The sequence below is a fragment of the Dictyobacter aurantiacus genome, from assembly GCF_003967515.1.
In the GTDB taxonomy this organism is placed as follows: Bacteria; Chloroflexota; Ktedonobacteria; order Ktedonobacterales; family Ktedonobacteraceae; genus Dictyobacter; species Dictyobacter aurantiacus.
In genome coordinates this window covers 1,489,813-1,514,985 of the sequence record NZ_BIFQ01000002.1, presented here as the reverse complement: position 1 = coordinate 1,514,985, position 25,173 = coordinate 1,489,813, and the positions used below count along the sequence as shown (strand labels likewise).

Genomic DNA, 25,173 nt, shown 5'->3' with positions numbered 1-25,173 from the left:
GTACCCTCAATTGAGAGGATTTTGTGACACCTTCCAATTATACTGCTTACATGGATGGAAAAAGGAGGCCCGGCTCGCTCATAAAAACATGCATGACATTGATAGTTTGACCGCATTTTCCATCCACGCCTTTCGCATTCGTTGACACTCACAAAGGTGTGGCTAGTCTGTATTAATCACTGGTAGCCTCTTTCTTGCCTTCAAGAAAGAGGCTATTTTTCTGCTCGCTTACTGGTGAGAAGCCAGAATGTCACCCCATTGTTCGACGGTGAGCAATGGCGGCAGGGCAGGCTGAAGATGATGCAGGCGGCGGCTGAGTTCCGCCGCCGCCGGTGGACGCAGACCGGTGCGCCGCAGGATCTCCTCGTTGTCAAAAAGGTCTGCCGGGCTCCCGGTAAAGGCCAGATCACCGTCGCGAAACGCGACCACACGCTGGCAATATTCGGCGACCAGCGTCATGTCATGGGTGATTACCAGGATGGTTTTCCCCTGCCGCTGCAGATCACAGAGCAGGCTCATAATGCTGGTAATCGAGCGCTGGTCCTGGCCAGTCGTGGGCTCATCCACCACCAGAATATCGGGTCCCATCGCCAGTACAGCGGCAACGGCCAGGCGCTGACGCTGGCCTTTACTCAAGAAGAGGGGATCCTCATCCGCGTAAGAAGAGAGGCCCACGGCGGCCAGCGTCTCCTCAACCATGCTCCGTCGCTTCCTGGCATTGATGCCCAGGTTCTTCAAGCCATATTCGATCTCATCGCTCACCTTACGGCAAAAGAGCTGGTGATCGGGATTTTGAAAGACATAGCCGACAGAACCTGGCAGGCGGGCACGTACCTTGCGCGCCGCTACATTCTGCCCAAATACCAGCAATTGTCCCTGCGTGGCGCGATAGATGCCTGCCAGCAGCTTTGCGAAGGTGGTCTTTCCGCTGCCATTGGGGCCCAGCAGGGCCAGCATCTCGCCACGATACAGGGTGAGGTCGACGCCTTTGAGGGCTAGAGAGCCATCTCCGTAGTTATACACGATGTTTTTCGCCTCGACCACCGTCTCCTGTGGAACCGAAGCCGCTGGCTGGCTGGCTGTGAGGCGCTGCTGCTGAAAAGCGGGGGTAAACGCCTCCTCGGCTTCCGCGAAAGTCAGCGGGGGACGTCCCTGGAACATGTAACCGGTGCGCCAGCAGATGCGCGTCAGCTCGCCAACCGAGGCACCACAGCGCTCTAAAATGGCGCGTTCTCCATAGAAACTGCTGGGGGTCGCCACCAGTTCAATGCGTCCCTCGTGGAGTAGAGCGATACGATCGCAGAAGGTGGCCAGGATCTCAGGATCTTGCTCGACCAGGATCACGGTCATGTTGTAGTCCTGGCGCAGACGGGCAATGGTCTCGATCACTTCACGCTTGCCGACGGGGTCCAGGTCGCTGGTCGGTTCATCCAGAATCAAGATCTGGGGGCGCAACGCCAGGAAGGCCGCGATAGCGACGCGCTGCTTCTGACCGCCCGAGAGATCAGAAGGATGCAGGTAGAGCGCGCCCTGCCACAACTTCTGCAGGCCCACCCACTGCAACGCCTCATAGATGCGCTGCACAATCTCGTCCTGGGGCAGCGATTGGATCTGCAGTCCCAGTGCCAGCTCATGCAACAGGCTCATGCGCAGAAACTGGTTCTCGGGATCTTGCAGGACCATGCCGACCTTATGCGACGTGGCGGTCTCGTGGGTCACCGGCTCCTGTAAAATCTCAAGCTGGCCGCGAAAGTGATGCGGCAACTGCTCATTGGTCAGGCGCGCCGTATAGGGAAGGATCCCCATCAACACACGGCAGAGCGTCGTTTTCCCGGCACCGCTGGGACCGGTAATGCCGAAGCATTCACCCTGCTTGATGCGCAGGGCGATGTCGCGCAGGGTCCAGGCTCCCGCCTTCTCGCTGAAGGTGGGATAGCGCCACCAGAGGCCGGTTACGTTTACCGCATCCTGTCGACTATCGGTGGCGTCCATGGTCTGTACCCCCGCCTGCGCAGTGACAGGCTGCTGTTGATCGCTGAACTCTTGTGCCATCATCTAAAATTACCACCTCTGAATAAGCGCCGTCAGGCCAGGATAGGGGCCAATGGCCAGGTACAACAGGACGAGACATGCCAGCAGGAGCAACCAGTCGATGGCGCGGAGGGGGCTCGTCTCATAGAAGTCGACGTCGCGCTGGCGCAGGGTATAGCCACGTGCCATCAGAGCATCTCCGATTTCGCTGGAGCGCCGGATCATCATAGCAACCATCGGGACCGCGATACTGGCCAGGTCGCGCAGGCGACGCACAAAGCTCCGTGGCCGGGCATTGATGGCCCGCGCGATCTGCGCCTGGTAGATCGTCTCGTAGTCGGTCAGAGCCAGGTTAAGGGCGCGAAAAACGGTGCTTAAGAAGAAAATAATCGGGCGCGGGATATGAATCTGGCGCATCGCCCCCATCAGTTCAATGTCCCGGCTGGTCACCACCAGCGCGATAGTCGAGAGCATCATACCCGAGTAGCTAACCACCTTGGTCAGGGCCAGTAACAATCCCTGCTCACTGATGTAGAGCGTTAAAGGATGGAAGAGGGGAACGCGCGCAATGGTCCAGGCGGGCAAGGGCAGGAGATAGGAGACGACAATAGCGGCGACGCTGGCCAGGATGACACCGTTCACAATCCCACGCTTCCACCGATAGTAGAGCAACACAATACCGACCCACAACAGCTGCCAGACGGCCAGACTAAAGGTCAGAAAGCCAGGATAGACCTGCTGCCGCACAAATGTTATATTTCCCGCCACCGGATTGAGCAGCGTCCAGGAGAAGAAAAGACTGAAGATGGTGGGCACCATCAGCAGCAGATAGATGCGAGCCACCTTGCCATGCATGCCGCTGATCAGAAAGATGGCGATGCTCGGCACCAGTAAAACAATTGAGCCCACAATATCCGGGTGAGCTGTATTCATGGTACGCAGTTGAGCCGCCGAGAGGCAGATCACCAGCAGGGCGCGCACCAGCAGATGCACACGAGCAAAAGGGGCATCGACACGACGCGAGAACAAAAATGAGCGCACATAGCGACGTCCAGCAGGCGGCTGTAGATAGATCGCCTCCTCGGCAGTAGCTGAGAATGATTTCAGGTCAGACAAACAGTACGGCCTCCCTTATATGCATGCACTGGAATACGCTGGCACGTAGAACATATACAAATTATACGATATGCCGACGTGTAGCTCAGCTTGGCGTCCAGACACGGCCGGAGGATTTCAGTGCATGATCGTCAAAAACGTAACGCTACCAGCAGATAGAGCAACAGTTTGAGAGTATATACAAACAAACCGGCCTCCTTCATATTTTGGGATAGAAGTCCTTGTCAAGAACCCGTGAACCGCTAGTGATGGGGATCAAACGCATCGCGCAAACCATCTCCGATAAACGATATAGACAGCACAATAATAGTCAGGACACAGGTAGGCACGAAGATCTCCCACGGATGCGACTCGGTCACTTCCAGGGCATCCGCGATCATCAGCCCCAGGCTCGATCCGGGATCCTGCACGCCCACGCCCAGCAGGCTCAGGCCCGCCTCCCCGATAATGGTTCCGGCGATATTGAGGGTCGAGGCGATAAAGACCAGACTGAACAGGTTGGGGATAATGTGCCGGATGATGATGCGCCAGTCAGGAGTCCCCACCGTACGTGCGGCCTCAATGAACTGCCGCTCCTTGATCTGCAAGGTCTGGCCACGTACATAACGAGCCATCAGGGGCCAGGCGGTAAACGCCAGGGCCAGCGAGACGATCAGCAGGCGCGAATTACCAGGGTCCCCAAAGAGCGGAACCGCTTCAAAGAGATCATTGGCCCGAGGACCGAACACCCCGACCAGCAGCAGGGCAAATAACAGCGAGGGAAAGGCGAACATAATATCAGTAAAGCGGGCCAGCAGTTGATCGATCCAGCCACCATAGTAGCCTGCCAGCAAGCCGACGCACAGGCCGAGTCCCACATCCACCACTTCTACCATGATCGCGACCGTAAACGAGATCAGCAGCCCCTGCATCAGGCGCGCTAGAATATCGCGTCCAACGCTGTCCGTTCCCAGCCAGTACACAGACGAGGGCAATTGATCCTGCCTTGAAAGCTCTTCATGGTAATAGACATGGTAGCGCTCCGGCCCGATGCGTCCCGCGAGGTCGCTTTGAATACTAATCCCAACATGTTGATATATAAAGGGGCCAAACACCGCTATCAACAACATGAGCAGCAGCACCAGCGTACTCACCAGCGCCCGGCGATCAGCGATAAATCTCTTCAGCGCCTCCCATAAGGGACTGTATACGCGCCGCGCATCAGGATGATCTTCTTCGCCGGGCGGCACCTCTTGCACAACACCTGTTGTGGCCAGTGAGCGAGATTTGAAGTTTTGCCTGTTCATTCCCCCCACCACCTCTCTACGATAGCTTGATGCGTGGATCGACGATAGTATACAGGATATCCGAGATCGTATTGCCCAGGACCACTCCCAGGGCCGCCAGTAGAGCGGTAGCCTGGATGACCGGAAAATCTCCCTGGCTGACGGCGTTAATAGTCGTCAGTCCTATCCCCTGAATGTTGAAGATGCGCTCGATAAAAAACGCGCCGGTAATCAACAGGCCAAGCGAGAGTCCGAATACCGTGATTAAGGGCAACAGCGCGTTACGCAACGCATGGCGATAGACAACGGTCCGCTGGCGCAATCCCTTGGCGTGGGCGGTACGAATATAATCCTGGCGCAGCACCTCGAGCATGCTGGTACGCGCCAGCCGCGCATAGTAGGCGTATCCAGCCAGGCCATACACCATGATAGGCACCAGCTTATACTGGATGTCGCTCCAGCTGTATTGCCAGGGGGTACCCCAGTCGGTAACCGGCCAGCCCAGTCCCCAGTTCACGTTCAGCCACACGACCAGTAGTTGAGCGAAGATAGCGATGATAAAGACCGGCAACGCATACAGGATCAGGGCCAGCACCATATTGGTGGTGTCGAGCCAGGTATTTGCCTTGATCGCAGACAGAATGCCCGCTGGAATACCCAGCAAGATCGTGATCAGCAATCCCCAGGTAGCAATCTCCGCCGAAATGGGGATACCATCTTTCAGCAGATCTATCACGCGTCGGCTCTGATTATGGATGGAACGGCCCAGATCAAAATGCAGCAGGTTCACAACATAACGAAAATATTGCATATACCACGGCAGATCCAGTCCGTAAGCATGGCGCAGGCGCGCATAGCTTTCCGGGGTATAATGTTGTCCTAACTGCTGCAACACCGGATCAATCGGCGAAAAATATCCAATGATAAACGTAATAAAAGAAACGCCGAGCAGGACAAAGAGGAGTCCAAGCAGGCGCTTTAAGAGAAATTGCAGCATGAGTTCCCTCACATTCTCGCGCCGCCTGCGGCGGCGCGAAAGGAGAAAGGAGAGTGTGGGGACTTGAGCATGCTCGCCCACACTCCGGCAGAAGGGCTGGCCGCCCTCCTGCACCTCCCACATTACTAGCTGCTTGCCAGGCAAGCACAACTTACCGGGTTATGTAGATGTCGCTCCAGTCTTCGGGATCGACGACGCCAAGCGGATCGTTAATGTAGCCGTGGACGTGTGGACTGAGCATGACATCAATGGTGGTTTGGTACATCGGGATCCAGGCAGACTCGGACGATAGCCTCTGCTCTAACTCGTTGTACTTCTTAGCGCGGGCATCTCTATCCAGGATGTAGTCGGCTTTCTGGAGTTCGGCCTGGACCGCCTGCTGATCTTTCACCATCGGCGAATTGTTCTGGCCATAATTCATGGAGTTCTGCAATTCACCTTTGCCAAAGAAAACATTCAGCCAGTCATGTGGATCGGGGAAATCAGCCTGCCAGGCATAGTCCCACATCTGAAGCGTGGACTTGCCAGTGTTGCTGTATAAGAGCTTACTATAGGTCTGTGCGTCAACCGTGTTGAGCTTGATATTGACACCCAGGACAGTTTTCCACTGATCAATCAAGGCATTGGCGCGCTTGAGAGAGTTGGTAGCGTTGGCTTCGGTGAAGGTGATAGTTGGAAGGGCGGCTACACTGCTATAACCGTCTTCCTTTAAGCCTTCCTGTAAAAGCTTTCTGGCTAGTGCCGCATTACCGGCCGTGCTGGTTGTCCCATCGGGACCCTTGATCTCCGTGGGACTGGCTCCATACATCCCTGCGGGAACAAAGCGATTGGAAGGAATCACCTGATCACGGAACAGGGTCCTGGCCAGCAGATCGCGATTGAGGGCGAGATCAAAGGCCTGACGCACCTTTACATTATCAAAGGGCTTCGCCAGATAATTCATCTGGATCATGCGCAGCCCCAATACGGGGATATGCACATGGTCAGGACGCTTCATTGCTTCATCAAGCTTGCCCGTAGGGATGCCAGTGTAGTCAAGCTGACCACTGAGATAGGCATTATAGGCAGCCTCGGGCTGGCCCGTCATATGAATCTCTACCCGTCTCAACTTCGGCTGCGCCCCATAATACCTGGCATTGGGAACCAGGTCCAGGCCAACCGTATGACTGTACCTGGCGACTTTAAATGGACCAGTTGAGCCGCCCTCGTCCAGATGGTCGGTCCAGTTTTTGCCATATTTCTCAACAATACTTTTCTCCACCACGTACGAGGTTGGATACGCCAGTGTCTGGAGGAAATAGGCAACCGGCTGCCGAATAACGATAGAGATGGTCTGGGGATCCCTTACAATCAGGCTATCGTTAATCAGCGTCTTGATTTTACCGCTCACCATCGCATCGGCGTCCTTGAGCAGGCTAAGGTACGCGCTCACAGGTGATTGCAGCTTAGGATCAAGGGTTCGATTGATGCTATAGGCAACGTCGCTGGCCGTCAATGGCGCTCCGTCACTAAACCTTAGGTTTGGCTTCAACTTGAAGGTATACGTCAAACCATCGGGAGAGATCTGGTAAGACTCCGCCAGCTGCGGTTTGATGTCGCCTTTGTCATTAAACTGAATCAGCCCGGTAAAGAGCGTCTGAATAGCCGCCACATCGGTCGAGTCTGTTGCTAAGGCTGGATCTAACGTGGTAAAGTCCGTGCTACCGAGAATGCCCCAGCGGAAAACCTGTTGGCTCGCCGGGGCCATGAGGTCCGAGGTTTTCTGCGCCATCTGGGCACTAGAGCCGCAGGCCGATCCCAGCACACTCAACAGTGCCAGCGCAGAAAAGAAGAGGAAAATACTATAATTTTGAGCAATTTTATGCATATAGAGTACTCCTATACAACTACACCAACGACATATCTTACCATCCCTCTTATTGCATACAGTACATTATGCCATATTAATATTCAGATTGCTACAAAAAATGCTGAAGGTATTTTAATTATTTGTACATATATATTTTATAATGTGCAAGTGTATAACTGAAAGCTGTAGGTTTCGTGTCTGCGACCCCTGACTCTACGCGCCTCCGGCGCTCAACGGGTTTACAGAGGATGAGGTGCAAATGCACCCCTCTGTGGTACGCCCCTCATCCTCTACAAACCAGCATTTGCATAATGCGGCAATTCTGTCACATAAAAGGACTCTTGACCACTTCGGAGGCTTAGTTCTCGCTTCCTTCTTTTGGAAACGGGGTTGAATGCTTTGCGGAATGGTAGGCTGTCAGTGGTGTTGAAGAAGGATCAACTCTCTTGAGTTGCCGATCGACATAATGCACAAATGATGAGTCAAAAGATTCCTTGACACTGCTCCAATGATAGGCGAACCCCTTCTCAAGGATTAATTGGTCAAGACCAATCCTCCATGTAGAATAGTCTGCGTCATCAAATTGCTTCTCGCTCCACTGATGATAGGTTTCTGCATAGATATTTAATACATACATGAACAGCCTTTGATATCGCCACAGATGGACCTCACTGAGAGCATCAGGTGTTCTTGTTCCTTGAAGCCAAAGCTCCGCAAGTTGTTCATCCTGTGCTACCTGTAATTGCCAGTGACCCGCTCGTTCTGTTTGTCTCTGCCCATTAGCCGTTCGCGTGAGTAGTACAGCTTCTCGGAGTTGATACCAAATGAAACCGAGAGAAACAGCTACAAAAAACGTTTGGACAATCGTGGCAATACTCACCCAATCGTTGAGCGTCATGACTTGCTCCTCTCTCATATCTACATAGGAAAATGCATAACCAGTCTTGAATGTATAGACGTAAAATAGCGGATCTAGCAAAATATAGAGCTAAAAAATCTCCTCTACAGTGTATGGAGCACACATTTACATAAAAGAGGAAAACTAGCTCTCCCATATCCTTTTTGATAAGTTTCAGCGGAGGTTAGACATCCTCTTTATTGTTTACCTCTAGCTGAGTTTCTTGTATACTACATCATAATATCTACTTATATAAATGAGATATCAAAAAAGAAGCTGAATACTGACGGTGAACAAACATGCATATCTTATCGGCACTACTTTAGTGCGTGGTCGTAACAACAAGGATATGGATACTTTTCTGGCAACTTGCCCAAAATGCTTATCCCAGTTGAAAGGAAGATACTGAGAGGAGAGCGGAGCTATGGAAGAGGCTGTCAAGAAGGATGAAAACGTAGTATCCATGATAAGCATTTTTTTGTGCTATGCCCGCGAGGACGAAAAATTCTTAGTACAACTAGAAGAGCATTTGGCGCCACTGAAACGACAGGGATTTATTACGTCTTGGCATGATCGTGAGATTCGAGCTGGAACAGTTTGGGAACAAGAAATTCAGGATCGTCTCGATAATGCGCAACTTGTTTTGTTATTGATCAGCCCAAGCTTCATAAGTTCCAATTACTGCTACAGTGTTCAGATGGCTCGTGCACTCGAGCGGCAGAGCCGAGGCGAAAATCATGTCATACCAGTGATTGTGCGTCCAGTTTATTGGCAGGAAGAGCCTTTTGGAAAGTTACAAGTACTGCCAACCAATGGAAAACCTGTTTCTACTTGGCCTAACCACGATGAGGCTTTTTTGGATATAATTGAAGGGATGCGCCGTGTGATTGAAGAGGTAAAAGTGCAATCGACTCTCTCTACTCCTGCCTACCAACAACAAGAAAATGGCGAGAAGGCACTTCAATATACCAGTATTCAAAGGCAAGAACCCTTATCGGGAGAGTTTCTGAAAGAGCTTGAAACCCACCAGGAACGAACAAAATTGGCCTCCACAAGAGATCTTTCCCATACACTTGTCTATAGTCCTTTAAATATCATCGTGCATAAACTCCTCCGTCCTGATAAGCGCATTGGTAAATCTCAAAACAGAAAGCTCCTCAATTGGAAGCTTCTTATCACCGTTGTCCTCCTCTTTGCCCTGACAACATTCCTCATTCCATCTCTTTCATTACCAGCTTGCGCTTTTTCTTTTTGTCGTTCCTCGCTTCAACCAACTAATCAGTCACTTTCCCAGCAGAATGGAGGAATTCATGATCAGAATCTCTCGATAAAACTTGTGGATGTTCTAAGCCCCTCATTCGTCCTATCAGCTAGTAAAACTCTTTCGAGAAGCATTAGTGCCGTCTTATTAGCAAAAAATACTACTACGTACGACAAAATAATAGTGCAAGTGCAAAGCTTACGAGACAAGGGTGTAGATATTCAAATTGACTATATTGCATTGAAACTGCTCTCTATTCCAAAGCTTCCTCAGCCATTGAAAGTGTGGACGCCTGGAGTAACGACAACGTATATCACCTATCCTTATCCTGTGACCTACAAAGGGCAAACACCAGGCCAATTACTCTATGCAGAGCCTCCCCAGTTTGTTGTTCTGAAACCTGGAGAGTCTAATCAACTCTCTATCCAGGTTATATCAACAACCGTGGCATACCTTCAGTTTCAAGTACAAGTATTCTATCAGTTCGCTAATGCAAGTACTGAACCACCCCTAACGCTTCCTCAGACGTTTCAGGTTGTTTTCTCTAACGCCTCGAACTGGGATAACTCTCACTAGTAGTCATATCCAGCAAAAGCGATTTTTTAATAGATAAATACAGATTTTGGCAGTACCTCTATTAGAGGCTATTGTTTAAAAAAGCTTCAAAGGTGAATATAGCATCTATCTTACATACACCAATGATTCTTTTTTCCTAAAAGATCGTTCACCGGAACTTCTATAAATTGCTGGCCCTGTAAAGCGTAACAAGAAAATTGAGAAAGAGAAGCAGAAGTAAATGTCTCCTGGAGTTGTGGAGCAACATAGGTAACGCCGTTTCCTGTTATAGATCCTGGCGTTGGGGTAAATTCACTTGCTGACGCTGGCCAAGAAAGCGTAAATGATGGCACAAGTGAAAAAGAGAGGCTTTTTAAAGAAGTATAGGAAATGATTACCTTTATGACATCACCTGGTTGAATAAACTCATTGAAGTCGTTTGAGATGACTGTGCCTGCACGCCCTGGATGCAGAGCAAAAACAGACGTAGCAGAAAATCCTCCTCCACTCCCGTAAGGCAAACATACCTGAGCTTGAACTGAAATAGAGGGCATGGAACAAGCATCGATGAGATTATAGTGACCATTGTTTGGTTGTGTATCTGCTGTATATCGTACAGAGATCTGGGAAATTTGGATTGGCAATTTTCCGATATTCGAGATATACAAGATTTCATCGCAAAAATCACCCTGCCCACCTACACCGGTTGGCTCACCCTTAAACCGTAATATCCCGCTTACTGGTACTAACTGAAAAGCATCAGGATTCGCAGAAAAGGCTGGATAAGGAACAGTACCTTGGAGATTCTGTACGCGGTCTATTCCATTACCTGTCTTACTGATAGCAGTAAGATAATTTTCTAGTGACTGTAATGTGCCCTGATCATATGTTGAGCGTATCTTTGGAAGAACCAGGGTACCTGGTGTAAGAGGGTCCAGATTGGAGAAACTACAAGTAAAGCCACTTGAGGACTGAACATGTATACATCCACCAAGATCAAAGGCAACCTTCGCTCCCAGTGAAGATGACTTAACAGCCGAGGCAAGAGCAGGCTTTCCACAAGGAGCAGAAGGGGGTGTTTTCTGTGTCTGTTGAAGGGACGAGGATTGGTCACATCCACTCAGCAATAAAAGCAAAAGTAAAGGCAATAAGATAGATTTTTTAGATAAGTGCTCGGCCATAGACGTGACTCCTTTCGGCATGGCGTACTGCTCCTAGAATATCATAATACGCTTTATAAACACAAGGGTTGCTAATGGTCAGTTCGACTAGCTTCTAGGGAGGTGGGCCACTTATATGCCTGCTTCTTTTTTCTGTATACATCTTTCGTGATCGTTGCGGCCCTGCGGAGAGTTGCAACGACAGTTGACAGGCAGGAACGTCCTGTGCTAGGATAGAAGCACTTTTCAAACAACCAACAATAAGGATCGTGATGCAGCCATGATGAAACCACTTCACCTCTCCCTGACCTGCCTCATACGCGTCCTTGCTTACTCTCCCGGTGTGTTCGCGCCGCATGCGGCGCGAATCGAGGAGTGAGCGGAGAGTCAAGCTCTCCCCATTGTTTCCCCTGTTGGGACCTATCCCCCTCTTCTTCGCACTGCACCCCCTCTTGAGACACGCTTGAATCGATCTCGCATCTCAACGCGGATGTCGCGTGTGAAAGGATTGCTATGTTTCCTCGCTTTTCCAAACGCCTGTCCTCTCGGCCAAAGCTCGCGCTGCCCATCAATCGCAACTACACCTTGTTATGGCTTGGTGGGACGATCTCGCTGGTTGGTGATGTACTGTTCACGATGATGCTCATCTTATGGGTCGGGACGCTGCTGCAGAACCAGAGTGCGGCCCCCCTTGCAATCAGCGGCGTGGTGCTGGCCTCCGCACTCCCGGCTCTCCTGATCGGCCCATTGGCTGGCGTGTTTGTGGACCGCTGGCCCAAACTACGGACGATGCGCCTCATGGATGCACTGCGGGCTGTGCTGGTGTGCACCCTTTTGCCGATCAGTGGGCCGCTCCCGCTGCCACTGGCTGTCAGGCTCACCATCATTTATCTCGTTGTGGCAGCCGTCAGTGCTCTGAGTCAGTTCTTCACTCCGGCGACCAAGGCGATCCTCAAAGAGGTAGTCCCGCAAGAGCAGCTGACCCGCGCTTCGGCGCTGACCGTTGGGGCCGGCGTGTTCAGCTGGGCCATCGGGTCTGCCTGTGCGGGCATCTGCTACGTCTCCCTGGGAGCCGGGTGGGCGATTGCCTTGAATGCGGCCTCGTATGCCTGTTCCTGGGTGTTGATCGGGCGCATGCGCGCCTCTGCGGCAGAAAGGCGCGCGTCAGCCCAATCCACATCACTGCGGCGAGTCTTGACGGAACTGCGCGAGGGGTTGCGCTTCATCGGGGGCCAGCTCCAACTCCGCACTATACTACTAACCGAGAGCCTGTATTCCTTTGGATGGGGCATTGTGAGCGTCCTGTCCCTCTTCTATATCACTCAGAATATTCATGTGCCCATGAGCCTGTATGGCCTCTTCAGCACTGTGGCAGCCATTGGAGGCATCGTGGGGACCTTGCTCGCTGATCGTACAGCGGCCAAAGTCGAAGCGACCAGCGTCTATGCTCGCGCCTCCCTCTTTGCTGGGGTGATAGTCGTCGTCTCAACCGTCCCGAATCAGGCGATCATCGCCCTGCTGGGTTTCACACTTATTGGCATCGTCGCTCAGCAGGCCGAGGTGCTGGTTGGACCCCTGGTCCTCCTGGCCACGCCAGAGCAGATGGTGGGCCGCGTCTTCTCCACTCTAGGAACTGCCACGACCCTGAGTTCCTTGCTCGCCACGTTCCTGGGCGGGTATGTGAGCAGTACGCTGCTGCAAGGGGTTGTCGTCCATCTGCCCACAGGCGAACTGAACGCGACCAACCTGCTGTATATCGGGGCTGGGGTTCTCATCTTTGTGGGGGGACTGCACGCCTCTCGCCAGTTCAGAAAACGTCAATAGCAGAACCACATGGACAGGAAGGTGAGCCACTGCACGAATCTCGCACAATGCGCGAGATTCGTGCAGTGGCTCACCTTCCTGATAGCTCGCTTGCGAGAAACGGAGGGCTTGCTATGCTATTCCCATCGACGGTGTGTTTGACCTGCGAAGAGCAGGTAATCTTGGATGCCATGATCCATCGAGGCAAAACCAACGCCCGGACCGTGACCCGCGCCCGACGGACATGATCACTGGACGGTGCGCTTGCTCCTGGATACGTCTATAAAAGCAAGCGACCCCTCCTCTGGTATAGAGGAGGGGTCGCCTTCATTCCCCGCAACGTGTTTATCGCGATGACAATAGGCGAGCTGGTTGGCAGGCTTATTGCCGGGAAGTCGTTAAGGTTGGATCATCTGCATGAATTCGGCGCGCAGATCGCGGTCGGTGCGGAAGGAACCACGCATGACCGATGATGTCATCACGCCGGGGGTGCGAATCCCCCTGGCCGACATACACAGGTGCTCGCCTTTGACTATCACGGCGACATGATTGGTGCCGGTAATACGACTGACCTCATCAGCGATCTGCTGACCCAGCCGCTCTTGAATCTGCAGCTGGTGCGCGAACTGATGGGCGATACGCGCGAATTTTGAGAGCCCCAGCACTTTGTCACCGGGAATATAGCCAATGGCGACATCACACCACATGGGCAACAGGTGATGCTCACAAAGGGAGAAAACACGCATGCCTGAGACGCACACGATCTGATCGGTTGAAACAGAGCTAAAGGTGGTCTCGGTCGTTCCTGGATCATATTCAATAAACTCGCGCCACCAGTCGGCCCAGCGGCGTGGTGTCCCTGCTAATCCTTCACGATCAGGATTTTCGCCCAGAGCCACGAGCAACTCGCGCCCCAGCTCAAGCAAGCGGGGATAATCAACCTGTGCTGCCGCTGGCCGCTGCTCTCCAGCTACAATAACCTGCTCCTGTTCGCGATTGAGCATATGGGTATCTTCTTTATGCCCATTATGCTGAGCATGGCCATTGTTCATTGAGTGATCCCGATCTAAGTGCAATACCATAATTTACCTATCCTTATTTCAGTGCATTTTTTGCGTTGCTCAATGGGAACAGGGGAATTATACGCCACGCTTGTTTCCCCACAACAGAGTATGGAGTTGTGGGAGCACTGTTGCCCCATACCAGCGATCCGCGATCGTGCGCTGTATGAGCCAATCCATACGCTGTAAAATGCCTGATACGTCGATCTCTTCTGCCTGCTGCGGAGGCGTGTGATTTCCTGCCTGTAAGTACATTGGGATGGCGGGATAGCGCTCGGCAACATATCTGGCATATGCGTAATCATCCTCATCAAAGATAACAATTTTGAGGTTGATTTGTATTTCATGTGTGTGCCTGGCATTCGTTGCATACAATATACTACGATCAAGCCGCTCCCAACGAGTCACTTGCTTACTACTGGGTGGCTTGGGCGACAGTGTCAGGTAATCTAATTTCGCGAACCAGGGCTGTGCCACGCTGCCCTGCGTCTCAATGGCAAATGTATAGCCATGCTCATGCCCGAGATCGATCAGTCCTTCAAGCGGCTGAATCGCGGGATTCCCACCGGAGAGCGTCACCAGCAGAGGCGCGTGGCCCGACAGCCGTTCAACCTCAGCAAAGATCTGCCGGGTGTCCATGGCGTGCCATTCGGCTTTATGTTCCGGCAGGACCGCGTACAGGCTATCACACCAGCTGCAGCGATAATCACAGCCACCGGTACGCACAAAAACCGTCGGTTTCCCTATCAGTGCGCCTTCACCCTGAATCGTGGGTCCGAAAATTTCGGACACCTGAATCGTTTTTGTGCCAACACTGATATTCTGCGCTGTTTGCGTCATTGCCTACACCTCCTCACGCTCCGCATGCGTAATCTCCACATACCCTTTTTCTGTTTCCCACAATCTGATACGGTACAGCAGAGCATCGGGTATACCACCCGCGACTAGGGCATCCCATACCCAATGTACCAGATTTTCGGCCGTGGTGCGAATGCCGGTCAGGGCGTTGAGATCGTTGTGGTCCATGCCGCCCTTTTCTACGACCTGCGCCGCGTCCCCGCGCGGCACAGCGTCCGAAAGTTGCTCAAGAATCGTGGCGTTCACGATGGTTTTTACATCATCAAAGTCCATCACCATGCCGTCGCTGGATTCGCCGGGCGCCTGTAAGATGGGTCCACGCAAGGAAATCTGGAGACGGTAGGAATGTCCATGCGGACGACGGCACTTGCCACGATGATTGGGAAGATGATGGGCGGCCTCAAAGGTAAATTCTTTAGTGATAATGGCATATCTTGTCATCAGGATTTCCTCGCATCGTTTCTGTATGGTATCTATGCGTCAGCACGACCAGGGATATGCAGATATTGCTCTGGATCATTGGCGTAGACGGTCGGATCGGGCACCCCGGCCTCTTTGAAGGCCTCGTAGCGTTCGACGCAGGTGCCACAGATACCACAGTGTCGATCATCCAGACCAGAGCTTCCACCCTCATAACAGCTCCAGGTGTGCTCAAATGGAACATGCAGATTGGAGCCCAGGCGCGCGATCTGCGCCTTCGTGAAGCGCATAAACGGGGACTCAACCTTGATCGTCTGCCCTTCCATCGCGACGGCCAGCAGGTTGTTGAAGGCGTCCACAAACTCTTCACGGCAGTCGGGATACTGTGAGTAGTCTCCCTGGTGCGCGGCATAGGCGACAACACTGGCGTGCTCGTTCCAGGCGACGGTAGCCGCCTGCAGCAGCATATTTGGATTGCGATAAGGCACGACGGTGGCCTTCATGCTATCATCGGTATAGTGGCCGTGCGGCATCTGACGCTCAGGATTGATCAGGGCTGAGTCCGAATTGGTCAGCAGTTGAGCGATCGGCAGATCAATGGTGTCGTGTACGATCTCCAGCTGGCTGTAGCGCGCGCGCAGATCGGCGATATAGCGCTCGGCATAGTCTAATTCTTTGACATGCTTTTGTCCATAATCAAATGAGAGCAGGTGCAGATGAAAACCGGCCGCGGCGTAATAGTGGGCCAGCACACAGCTATCCATACCACCGCTCACAATCAATACTGCACGGTTGTTTATAGGCATATACATTCTCCTCGTAGGGTCTGGTGAACAGGTGCAGAATAGGATTAACCGATAGCGGGCAAGAACCGTTTGAGCTCGGGGCGTGGGCCATGATACTCGGGGTTAGCGTATTCTGTCGTAATAACCGTTTTAATATTACCGCGTACAGTGAAGTCTCCCACCACACGCATCCAGCGCGGCGATAATAGCGCCACCAGGTCGTCCAATATCGCATTCGTCGAAGCTTCATGGCTGATCTGGCGATTGCGATATGCATTAATATACAGCTTCAAACTTTTTAATTCAACAACTTGCTTATCGGGAACATAATCAACAATAATGGTGGCGAAATCCGGAAAACCTGAACGTGGGCAAAGACACGTGAACTCCGGAATCTCAAAATGGGTCACATAATCACGCTCGGGATATGAGTTGGGCCAGGCCTCTAAGTGATTGGCCGCAATCTCATCAAAGCCATAGCGACCGATAACACGATCCTGCTCAGACTCTGACATTGGGAACCTCCATATAGAATAAAACTAGATGATCTTTCAATATCAACAATATCACAACCTCGCAATACAATGGGGCCAAAAAATCACACTGCCCCGGCATGTTATGAAGTCATTTTACTGCGATAGCATCCAGTTCTTGTACGCAGGTCCAAAAAGATTACGACGTCTAAACGCGGAGAGCATTCGATTTCGCTCGGGGACGCCCATGGCAACACTACCTCATCAATACCCTCTGGTAAACCTCTCAGCGAGCGATAAAGCAGAAAAAGGATGTCGGTATGGCCCTTCTTGCCAGGGCGGCTGTCATGGCGTTGTCTGCCGCCATTCTTTTTTCAGGATGGCGAAAATCAGTGAGTCGCATAGCTGGCCCTTGATCAGCTTGTTCTCACGCAGATGCCCTTCCTGCTGCATGCCGGCTTTCTGCATGACGCGGATCGAGGCAGCATTGTCGGGTACGCAGGTGCCAATGATGCGACACAGCTGCAGCGTGTTGAAGCCATACGCAATGATAGCCCTGACCGCCTCGGACATATAACCCTGGCCCCAGTGGGCACTATGCAAAGCGTAACCCAGTTCCGCCTCACCAACAGCGCGGCTGGTAATCTGCAGGCCACAGGTGCCTATCAGCTGTTTCTCCCCTGCCAGTACCATTGCCAGATGGAAGACCAGGCGCTGCGGCTCATGCTGATGTCCAACCAGAAAATCCAGATTGACCTGGCATTCCTGTGGAGAGCTGGCAGGATACACCAGGTAGCGTGCTACGGCGGGATCACTTTCATATGCATAGACCTCCGGCCAATCTGTGGGCTCGAATTCGCGCAGTGTTAAACGCCGGGTGGTTAACGATACCATCTCTCTTCCTTACCTTCGCTGGCGCTTCAGTCAGCACCATATACGTTTCTTCTCATTCTCAACGCCTGCTGCGATCTTGTCAAGCAAAAACAGGCACAAAAATGAGGCGTCTCTGAGAAAGAGACGCTTCATTTTTATTCGTGTTGGTGGACCTGGGCGCCCCGCACGCGCGTCCGCATGCGCGGCCGCATTTGTGTGTTATGTTGGTGCATGGAGGGCGCATTCGCGCCCTCCATGCACCAACATAACATGGGCTGTTGGTCTCAACAGGGACGTGGATGCGCTCTCTATGCACTGGCATAACATGGGCAGTTGAGCTCCACAGGGACGAAACACAGGCGGCCGCAGGCGATATGCATAAACGTCAGACACGTGCTTCACAGCATCCAGCTGGTGTTATCGGCATCCTCGCCGCTGACGATGCCAACGGCGATCACGCTGATATTGTCGGCGCCGCCGTGGTTGAGCGCGGCCTGCACCAGCATGGCACTGAGCTGCGAGGGATTGTGCGCCGAAGAGGCGATAATACGCTCCAGCGCCTGGTCGCGGACCATCTCCCACAGGCCATCCGAACAGAGCAGCAGAATGTCGTTGAGCTGCAATGGAATGGCGAACGAGTCGATATCGACCGAAGCGTGCTCACCCAGACAGCGATAAATCTGGTTACGTTGTGGATGGGTATAGATGTCGTCACGTGTGATAACACCATCCTCTACCAATCGGGCCACCACCGAGTGGTCATGCGTGATCTGCACCAGGCCCTCAGATGGCCGATAGAGATAGGTACGGCTATCCCCGACGTTGGCGATATAGGCGATCCTATCCACTACCAGGGCAGCCGTCAGCGTGGTGCCCATCATACGCGGCATCTCACGGTTACGTCGATACAGCGCGATATTGGCCCGGTGCACGCCATCTTTGAGCATATCCTGGAACAGGGTCTTTTCCTCTTTGGCATTGCTACCGCTGACGTCACGTAGCAGGGCAGGCACAATGACGTCGCTGATGGTATGGATAGCCGTGCGGCTGGCCTCTCGTCCATTGGCATGCCCTCCCATGCCATCGGCGACCATAAACAGGCCGGCCGGCTTCGATGCTTCGTTGGTGACACGCATCCCCTGAATAGCAAAGATGCTATCCTCATTCGGCGCATCTTTACGCGCCAGGCCGGGATCCAGTCCAATTCCCACCACGTAGCGAGTCGGCGCGATCTCCGTGGTGATACGAGGCTTGCGAGCGGCACGCACAGGCTGATATTGCTGCTGATCAAAGTCGAAGCTATCACCAACGCTCAAGGGGTTTCTGCCCGCCTGCTGTTGTTGCGGTTCGGGAGCGGGAGGAGGTGGCAGGGTCGCCTCCAGATCCTCCTCAGCATCATACTGCTCAACATCGATCTCTTCATCCACATCACCCGGTCGGGTCTCCCACAGATCGATGTCAAGCTCGTCCTCATCCGTTTGTCGCTCAAATGATCGCTGATCCCGCTCAACCTGTGTTTCATCCGGCAACTCGGCAAAGTCCTGCTCGAAATCATCTTCGCTATCAAGCGGTTCATCTGGCTCAATGGGCGGCACGATGCGCAGTTGCTGGCGAACCGCCCTGACAGACTGCGTGACAGGTCGTGAAAACTCCACCGGTCGAGACGGCATTGGGTCCGGCTGACGTAAATCAGTAGTGCGCCGGACGCTGACTGTTGACGCCCCCTGATCACCCTGGCGCAATATCGGCGTGGGATAGGTCAGTCCGGGGAAGTTGACGGCGCCAACCGCCTTTGGCGCGGCCGTATAGGCGGTCTGATGCGCCATGGGTACCGGGATAGAGCGCGGCTCCGGCCTGGTCATCGCGCGGGTCGCCTGCGGGGCACTTGTCTGGGATAGTGGCACGCGGCTGCTTAATGACGCGGTTGTCCTGGGGCGTCTTGCTGGCACAGGTACCGGATCTTCCTCCGTCTGATCAACTTCCTGCGGCGCCGCTTGTGCCGCCAGCATCTCGGCCTCGCGCAGATCGTCTTCAAACGATCGGTGATCCGTAAAATCATTCCAGATATGCTTCGATACCTTTACCAGCAAGATGATAATGGTCAGCCATAAGATGAGCAGCGCCAGCGAAAGCAAGCAGAGTCCAAACAGTGGTAAGAAGATAGCCGCACCCTGGGCCTGCCACAGGACAGGAATCTGTGGTAACACCTGAAACAGGAAGCGCCATGCCCATGGTGGGAAGCCTCCCGAACAGATCGTCAGCAGGAGACTACTGGTACACAGGCCCAAAAACGCTGCTATCTTGACCCGGCGCTGATGTGTATATGCCTCTTTTAGATTCTCGATCATCATATGCCATCCAGACTTTCTTGCTCGATCATGTGTTACGTTACTGTGGTACATATCAGTAGCTCTACCATATGCATCTCTCTATACATCATTTCCCATTGTGGCAGGCACCGCTTGAAATGAGGTAATGCTCATGACGGTGGTTGGCTGGATGACCACGCGTAAGCCGGCCTGCCCATTTTTTAAATCAGGATCAGAAAGGGTAATCATCCAGCGCGCAGGTTCTGGGAGATCGGCTCGCCACGCCTTCGCGAAGAGCATGGCGCCAATAGCTTGAAAACGAATGGTGTAGACCCTGCCATTCTGTGCCTGAAAGGGCACTGTACGTACCTGGGTAGATTGGCCATTGACCCGTTTTAAAATGCTTAAATGCTCGCCATCAATGAGAGCTTTATACCAGTTGTGTCCATCGGTCCAGCGCAACAGGACACCCAGGTTCACTCCGTTGCCGAATTGATTGACGGACCCGCTTAACAGAGCGTTGGCATTATCGCTCACCGGACCCAGCACAGCGTTGACCGTCCCCTGCCCATTGGCGATCTGACCGGTGGATCCGACAATCGAGAAGACCTTCGAGGTATTGGCATCCCCCTGCCACTTGCGGCCATCGGAGGCCTGGCCCCAGAACAGCTGATTGGTACGCTGGAAGGTATCCTGTGCCAGCACATTGGTCTGCGCCGGTGACGTTATATTCTGCATGTTACCGGCATTCGGCGTCTGCATTGGCCTGACCTGCTGCGTGCCTTTAGCGGGTAGCGCCGGGCTGGCCTGTCCCTGTGCCGTATTCATAGTGGTCATCTGCGTTGTCAGGGCCTTCTGGATGGGGCCAGAAAAAAGTCCTGCCACCAGACCGCCAATGACAAGCATAATGAGTAGCGTGATAGCCAGCAAACGTCTGTTCATGCGCATTTCCCCCATCATCATGCGATCAATAAGCATTGCAAAGTGTGAGTGTATATGATTTCTGGCGTTCCATCATCTTTTGGCCGTATTCAGTACAATTGCCCTGGGATGTATATTGCCGGGTACAATCTGTGGCACGACTCCGCTGGAATCGGGCTTGATCGGGGTCAGGTCAATGCTGGCCAGAGCCTGCATATTATCGTGCAACCAGGTAACTCCTTGCCGCATCTGATTGGTCGATGGATCCAGCTGACCGGCGAAAGCATGGTTGGTATTGTCAATCATGTCATTGATCAGCGTGAGCGTTCCTGGCTGCTTCAACTGGTTATCGTCCATCTTGACGATTTTCTGCGCATCCTGTCGCACCTTGCCCAGCCAGAAGTTGATATTATCCAGGGATGTTGAGAGATCATTGATCTGCTTCCGCAGGGCCGTCGAGGTGTTATCCGCCTCCAGCAGGCCGCTCATATGATGCTCAATGTGATCCATATAGCTTGGCGGCTGCTGGTTGGGACCCGCAACGTTCACCAGTCCGACTCGCGCCAGTCGCTCATTTACCAGCAGTGGTGATTTGGGCGGCAGATCTTTATACAGATAGGTGGTTCCATCCAGATAGGCCAGGACGCGCAGCGTCTGACGACGAATAAACTCACTATCCTTGGTGCCCTGCCAGGTCTCTCGCATGCTGGTGGTCCATTCAACGAGTTTTCCCGTATTGTTATACAGCCAGACATTGAGCCCACCGGGCAGTTCAAGCTCATCCAGTGTAGGATCGGCGGCCAGTAGATGGCGCAGATGATCCAGGTAGCTATAATTTTTGGTATTATCGGCGGCCTTGATCGGCGTACTGGAAAATTCTCCATAGTAGCGCCAGTTATGCATATCCACCGAGGGCGACAGCGGCGGCATGGTCGCATCCTCCTCGGTAACCAGGACGCGACTGGACTGCAGGAGGAGATTGGAGTGCTGCGCATCTCCGGCGTAAAACAGGTGCGCGCTCCCATTATTGATATTGAGCGCTCCCAACGCGATGGAGGTGGGATCGTTCTGATTTTTATCGCCCAGCAACCACGCATAATATTTCTTCCCGGCCGCCGGTGCGGGCAGATTGTGTACATCCAGCACCACTTGATCAGCAATACCCTGGCTGCTGCTTTCGTTAAGCTGGCCGCTGCTGGTAAAGGCCAGGCGCCCAATACTGGTCGGGGCCGCCGTCTGCGAAGCGATCGATTGGAATGAGTGAGAGAACACCAGGAATGAGCCAATAATCGCCAGGATCAGCGCCATGGTAATCACAGCAAAGACAGCGGGCATGCGCCGGGGATGCTGCCTGGGTGGCCGCACAGGTGGCGGGGGAGACTGTGGCAGCGGCGGCTCGATAGGCGGCAAGGGCTGCGATATCTGTGGCCTTACCGGTGGCAAGGGCTGTGATATCCTCTGCTGCTGGAGCTGCGGGCGCGCCGGCAACGGCTGTGATATCCTCTGCTGCGGCCTCACCGGCGGCAGGGGCCGCGGCGTCTCCCTGTTAAACGTAAGCTGCGGGGTGGGAGCAAATGTCGGAACCTCTTCATGGATCGGAAAAGGTATATCTGCCAGCGGTGATGGCTGTATGCTCTTTGTGGGCCCGGTGATCGGTTCTGCAGAACCAGCGGGCTGCCCTTTTGATCCCAGCGGCAGCGTGTTCCTGTTCGCTATCCCCATCGCCTTCATATCTTGTTTTGGCGACAGAGGAACGGTGGAACGGGCCAGGGTGCGCTGGCGAGTGAACTGGCCGGCTTTCACAGCCTGGACCAGGCCCTCCATAGACTGATAGGCTGGAAAGCCATTCCGGGATGCCAGCTGCGCCTGCTGCGCGCTATGAGCAATCACAAAAATGATCGTCAGATCATACTGACGCTTAATATGCTTCAGCACGGTAAAATCATCCGGGCGTTGGAAGGTCTGTACCTGCTCGGCCAGCATCAATACGATCGGCTTCTTTTGTTCAGCGATCACCGGGAAGAGCTCTGCCCTGTCATCGGTCGGTTCCACATAGAGCACGCTGAAATCGCCCGCATCATTTTTCTTCATCTTTTTCTCGCTTCCATGGCTCCATGCTCGTCCCCCCAGGACCAGTGCTGCTCTACATCTCGATACTTCCGTCGCTGCGCTACCATAGTACGTCGACCGGGGACATGTGTTGGAGCTTCATATATTTGATCATCTACCGGCTCAATGTGCGCCAGTCGCACTGGTCGGTGGGTACGTCGTGGTTGTAAGAGCTCTGCGTTGATAACCGGGATGGCTATCGTGTTCTGCGCGTGCTGCGTATATCCCATCTGCCTCAGGGTGCGCATATCGTGTTCCACGAGAGGGGCGCTATTGGATGCGAATAGCTTGCTGCCTACCCGGTAGAAGATCAGCAATCCCAGTACAATCAGGGCCAGCCAGGCCACCAGCCAGCACGCGGATTGAGCGAGTAGCAGGAGCATTTCCATGCGCTGTCCGCTATGCAGCAACACCGGTAGTTGTGGCCAGTCACGGTAGAGGTCCAGCCAGACGGCGGGTGGAAAACCGGCCACCTTGAGTACAATACAGGCGCCCAACACACAACAGATCAGTGGATAGATAAAGGATTGAAACCAGGACTGCTGGAGCTGCTGGCGGGGCTGCGATTGCGCCTGGATGCGCGGCCGCTCAACGGTCCCCCAGGTATGGATCAGCACGCCGACCACGACCAGCAGGCCACCCAGGTATCCATCCAACGACACCACCTCATGCAGATAGAGATAGGCGACAAGGGTACCAAAGATCGGTTCCAGGATATAAATGAATGAGACTGTGACCGGCGAGATATAGCGCTGCAATACCACCGTGAACAGGGTGGGCAGAAAAATCGTGCCGAGTCCGATGTAGAGGACGATCCCCATATCCCAGGGCATCGAGAAGTGCATCACATTCCAGTCGCCAAAAAGCAGGGCCAGCAGATTGGCCCACAGTCCCATCGTCAAGAGCTCGATACCAAAGAGCGGCCAGTATGCCGCCTGGTCCTTTTGCTCGTGGTCGGCCAGGAAGACGTACAGCGTGCAGAGCAGTCCGCCGATAAAGGCGATCAGCGCCCCGCGTGCCCCACCCATCGATGCATTGGCCATCAACAAGATGGCACCACTCACCGAAACGATCCCGGCAAACCAGGTGGCCTTACTGATCGGCTGGCGTAAAAAGAGCCAGGTAAAGATGGCCGCCAGCAATCCATTCAGAGAGGGGAAGAAAGCGGTACCAGTCGCGCTGTTATATTTGAGGGCGACAGCCAGGGAAAACAACCCCAGGCACAGGCAGGTTCCCAGCAAAAAGCCGCTCCTGACCGCGCTACGTGTAATGTGCCGCCGCGAAAGAATCAATATACAAATGGCCGGAGGAACCAGTGTCATCATGGTGAAAAAAGTAAAGACAATAGGATCAACACGTCCCAGCATCTCTTTGCCAACTGAATAGTAGGAACCAAAGAGGAACGTGTTCAGCGCGAAAGCGATTCCGGCCAGCACCTTTAATTTTTTCACAGGAAACCTCACAAGCCAGTTCAGGAAACAGAATTCGGGGGTGTATGAGGGCCAATCCAGCTAGAGCGCGGCCAGATGACAACCAGGAGCTCAAAAAGCATAAGGCGGTAGGAAGCGGTATACCGTTTGATGTTTTACGAGAAAGTAGCTCTACTACTCTCCGGTAATCCCAGTACACTTCTCAAGTTCTCTATCACACACCCTGCCAAAAGTATACCTAAATGTAACCCTGGCATGAGGCAATTTCTTCTACAAATTGCCTGTGATTGCTAGCAGAGCGAAACCATAAAGCCATTACATTTTTGGACGCAGTACACGCTATTTTCAGCCAAGGCATTGCACAATTTTTGGACGCCGTATCATCTTTTCGCATGCATAACAACCACAGCGACCATGTGCGATCTCATTATGGCCCCATGCCCTCCACCCGTTCTGGCAGCCTCTCAAACTGATCCGGCGTCCTTTCAAATCAGGGGCACTACGTTGAAATCGTGACATACTACTATATACAGCATCCCGGCACTCAAACTCATCACCTGCCGCGACCTAAATGTTCACCGTTTACAACACCTGAGTGCTCAAGGGGGTTATATGTGTTAGAGGTCGGGGGCGCGGATGCGCCCCCGACCTCTAACACATACAGACAGGGCGTGCCGTAGTCTAGCACATGCATGGTCCTGCTCTTACAGGTCTGTAGTATGGTGGTGCCAGAGGGCGCGGATGCGCCACCGATGTCTCAACACATACAGCCAGAGCGTACCGTAATCTAACACATGCATGGTCCTGCTCTTACAGGTCTGTAGTATGGTGGTGCCAGGGGGCGCGGATGCGCCCCCTGGCACCACCATACTACAGATCCGGGCGTCCGCTGCGCGGACGCCCATGTGGGGGCGCTCACGTGCCCAGATATGAAGGGTACCTAAGTGGTGAATGTCTGTTACGGACGTAGTACTTTATGTTTATTGAAGTATACAAATT

At 53.3% G+C, this 25,173-nt stretch carries 19 protein-coding genes; 2 read left to right on the top strand and 17 right to left on the bottom strand.

The genetic code is table 11. The features are described 5' to 3' along the window. Window positions 1-228: 228 nt before the first annotated feature. The 6 genes from KTT_RS30925 to KTT_RS30900 form a co-directional block, all read right to left on the bottom strand. Entirely contained in the window at window positions 229-2,055 is a 1,827-nt protein-coding gene (locus KTT_RS30925; RefSeq protein ID WP_126601524.1) for an ABC transporter ATP-binding protein, read from the bottom strand. Window positions 2,056-2,061: 6 nt separating this feature from the next. Then, complete coding sequence (locus tag KTT_RS30920; RefSeq protein WP_126601523.1) at window positions 2,062-3,147, bottom strand: energy-coupling factor transporter transmembrane component T; 1,086 nt, start codon at window positions 3,145-3,147, stop codon at window positions 2,062-2,064. 242 nt (window positions 3,148-3,389) lie between these two features. Beyond that, window positions 3,390-4,433, bottom strand: a complete 1,044-nt coding sequence (locus KTT_RS30915) for an ABC transporter permease (RefSeq protein ID WP_126601522.1) — start codon at window positions 4,431-4,433, stop codon at window positions 3,390-3,392. A 16-nt stretch (window positions 4,434-4,449) separates the two neighbouring features. Then, window positions 4,450-5,532, bottom strand: a complete 1,083-nt coding sequence (locus tag KTT_RS30910; protein ID WP_235845925.1) for an ABC transporter permease — start codon at window positions 5,530-5,532, stop codon at window positions 4,450-4,452. Between the two features lie 28 nt (window positions 5,533-5,560). Then, window positions 5,561-7,276: a peptide ABC transporter substrate-binding protein gene (locus KTT_RS30905; protein ID WP_126601521.1), complete on the bottom strand. Its 1,716-nt coding sequence runs from the start codon at window positions 7,274-7,276 to the stop codon at window positions 5,561-5,563. A 340-nt stretch (window positions 7,277-7,616) separates the two neighbouring features. After that, the gene (locus KTT_RS30900; RefSeq protein WP_126601520.1) at window positions 7,617-8,156 is read right to left on the bottom strand and encodes a hypothetical protein; all 540 of its coding nucleotides are present in this window, start codon (window positions 8,154-8,156) and stop codon (window positions 7,617-7,619) included. Between the two features lie 424 nt (window positions 8,157-8,580). Between KTT_RS30900 and KTT_RS30895 the strand changes: the two genes are divergently transcribed. Continuing rightward, complete coding sequence (locus tag KTT_RS30895) at window positions 8,581-9,993, top strand: toll/interleukin-1 receptor domain-containing protein (protein ID WP_126601519.1); 1,413 nt, start codon at window positions 8,581-8,583, stop codon at window positions 9,991-9,993. Between the two features lie 110 nt (window positions 9,994-10,103). Here the strand turns inward: KTT_RS30895 and KTT_RS30890 are convergent, their stop codons facing one another. Further along, on the bottom strand, window positions 10,104-11,153 hold the full coding sequence (locus KTT_RS30890; protein WP_126601518.1) for a hypothetical protein: 1,050 nt from the start codon (window positions 11,151-11,153) through the stop codon (window positions 10,104-10,106). A gap of 492 nt (window positions 11,154-11,645) precedes the next feature. Here KTT_RS30890 and KTT_RS30885 point away from each other — a divergent pair, with 492 nt between their 5' ends. Then, entirely contained in the window at window positions 11,646-12,956 is a 1,311-nt protein-coding gene (locus KTT_RS30885; protein WP_126601517.1) for an MFS transporter, read from the top strand. 377 nt (window positions 12,957-13,333) lie between these two features. Here the strand turns inward: KTT_RS30885 and folE are convergent, their stop codons facing one another. The 10 genes from folE to KTT_RS30835 form a co-directional block, all read right to left on the bottom strand. Then, the gene (gene folE / locus KTT_RS30880; RefSeq protein ID WP_235845924.1) at window positions 13,334-14,017 is read right to left on the bottom strand and encodes a GTP cyclohydrolase I; all 684 of its coding nucleotides are present in this window, start codon (window positions 14,015-14,017) and stop codon (window positions 13,334-13,336) included. A gap of 57 nt (window positions 14,018-14,074) precedes the next feature. Further along, window positions 14,075-14,836 (bottom strand): 7-carboxy-7-deazaguanine synthase QueE, encoded by a 762-nt coding sequence (gene queE / locus KTT_RS30875; protein ID WP_126601516.1) that lies wholly within the window; start codon window positions 14,834-14,836, stop codon window positions 14,075-14,077. Between the two features lie 3 nt (window positions 14,837-14,839). Further along, window positions 14,840-15,295, bottom strand: a complete 456-nt coding sequence (locus KTT_RS30870; RefSeq protein ID WP_126601515.1) for a 6-pyruvoyl trahydropterin synthase family protein — start codon at window positions 15,293-15,295, stop codon at window positions 14,840-14,842. A gap of 32 nt (window positions 15,296-15,327) precedes the next feature. Beyond that, window positions 15,328-16,080, bottom strand: a complete 753-nt coding sequence (queC, locus tag KTT_RS30865; RefSeq protein ID WP_218031053.1) for a 7-cyano-7-deazaguanine synthase QueC — start codon at window positions 16,078-16,080, stop codon at window positions 15,328-15,330. 44 nt (window positions 16,081-16,124) lie between these two features. Beyond that, window positions 16,125-16,574, bottom strand: a complete 450-nt coding sequence (gene queF / locus KTT_RS30860; protein WP_126601513.1) for a preQ(1) synthase — start codon at window positions 16,572-16,574, stop codon at window positions 16,125-16,127. A 303-nt stretch (window positions 16,575-16,877) separates the two neighbouring features. Then, the gene (locus tag KTT_RS30855) at window positions 16,878-17,426 is read right to left on the bottom strand and encodes a GNAT family N-acetyltransferase (RefSeq protein WP_126601512.1); all 549 of its coding nucleotides are present in this window, start codon (window positions 17,424-17,426) and stop codon (window positions 16,878-16,880) included. A 377-nt stretch (window positions 17,427-17,803) separates the two neighbouring features. Then, window positions 17,804-19,756, bottom strand: coding sequence for a protein phosphatase 2C domain-containing protein (locus tag KTT_RS30850; RefSeq protein ID WP_160146250.1), 1,953 nt, complete (start codon window positions 19,754-19,756; stop codon window positions 17,804-17,806). A 78-nt stretch (window positions 19,757-19,834) separates the two neighbouring features. After that, window positions 19,835-20,656: a hypothetical protein gene (locus KTT_RS30845; protein ID WP_126601510.1), complete on the bottom strand. Its 822-nt coding sequence runs from the start codon at window positions 20,654-20,656 to the stop codon at window positions 19,835-19,837. 72 nt (window positions 20,657-20,728) lie between these two features. Further along, window positions 20,729-22,726: a hypothetical protein gene (locus tag KTT_RS30840; RefSeq protein ID WP_126601509.1), complete on the bottom strand. Its 1,998-nt coding sequence runs from the start codon at window positions 22,724-22,726 to the stop codon at window positions 20,729-20,731. Then, on the bottom strand, window positions 22,723-24,195 hold the full coding sequence (locus KTT_RS30835; RefSeq protein ID WP_126601508.1) for a DMT family transporter: 1,473 nt from the start codon (window positions 24,193-24,195) through the stop codon (window positions 22,723-22,725). The genes KTT_RS30840 and KTT_RS30835 overlap by 4 nt, the downstream gene beginning before the upstream one ends. Between the last annotated feature and the right edge of the window lie 978 nt (window positions 24,196-25,173).

Bases quoted from the DNA above. Each gene is read 5' to 3' on its own strand.
- KTT_RS30890 (WP_126601518.1), bottom strand. From the start codon at position 11,153: ATGGCCGAGCACTTATCTAAAAAATCTATCTTATTGCCTTTACTTTTG.
- KTT_RS30855 (WP_126601512.1), bottom strand. From the start codon at position 17,426: ATGGTATCGTTAACCACCCGGCGTTTAACACTGCGCGAATTCGAGCCC.
- KTT_RS30905 (WP_126601521.1), bottom strand. From the start codon at position 7,276: ATGCATAAAATTGCTCAAAATTATAGTATTTTCCTCTTCTTTTCTGCG.
- KTT_RS30925 (WP_126601524.1), bottom strand. From the start codon at position 2,055: ATGATGGCACAAGAGTTCAGCGATCAACAGCAGCCTGTCACTGCGCAG.
- KTT_RS30900 (WP_126601520.1), bottom strand. From the start codon at position 8,156: ATGACGCTCAACGATTGGGTGAGTATTGCCACGATTGTCCAAACGTTT.
- queE (WP_126601516.1), bottom strand. From the start codon at position 14,836: ATGACGCAAACAGCGCAGAATATCAGTGTTGGCACAAAAACGATTCAG.
- KTT_RS30870 (WP_126601515.1), bottom strand. From the start codon at position 15,295: ATGACAAGATATGCCATTATCACTAAAGAATTTACCTTTGAGGCCGCC.
- KTT_RS30915 (WP_126601522.1), bottom strand. From the start codon at position 4,433: ATGAACAGGCAAAACTTCAAATCTCGCTCACTGGCCACAACAGGTGTT.
- KTT_RS30845 (WP_126601510.1), bottom strand. From the start codon at position 20,656: ATGAACAGACGTTTGCTGGCTATCACGCTACTCATTATGCTTGTCATT.
- KTT_RS30895 (WP_126601519.1), top strand. From the start codon at position 8,581: ATGGAAGAGGCTGTCAAGAAGGATGAAAACGTAGTATCCATGATAAGC.
- KTT_RS30910 (WP_235845925.1), bottom strand. From the start codon at position 5,532: ATGTGGGAGGTGCAGGAGGGCGGCCAGCCCTTCTGCCGGAGTGTGGGC.
- KTT_RS30850 (WP_160146250.1), bottom strand. From the start codon at position 19,756: ATGATGATCGAGAATCTAAAAGAGGCATATACACATCAGCGCCGGGTC.
- queF (WP_126601513.1), bottom strand. From the start codon at position 16,574: ATGTCAGAGTCTGAGCAGGATCGTGTTATCGGTCGCTATGGCTTTGAT.
- KTT_RS30885 (WP_126601517.1), top strand. From the start codon at position 11,646: ATGTTTCCTCGCTTTTCCAAACGCCTGTCCTCTCGGCCAAAGCTCGCG.
- folE (WP_235845924.1), bottom strand. From the start codon at position 14,017: ATGGTATTGCACTTAGATCGGGATCACTCAATGAACAATGGCCATGCT.
- queC (WP_218031053.1), bottom strand. From the start codon at position 16,080: ATGCCTATAAACAACCGTGCAGTATTGATTGTGAGCGGTGGTATGGAT.
- KTT_RS30840 (WP_126601509.1), bottom strand. From the start codon at position 22,726: ATGAAGAAAAATGATGCGGGCGATTTCAGCGTGCTCTATGTGGAACCG.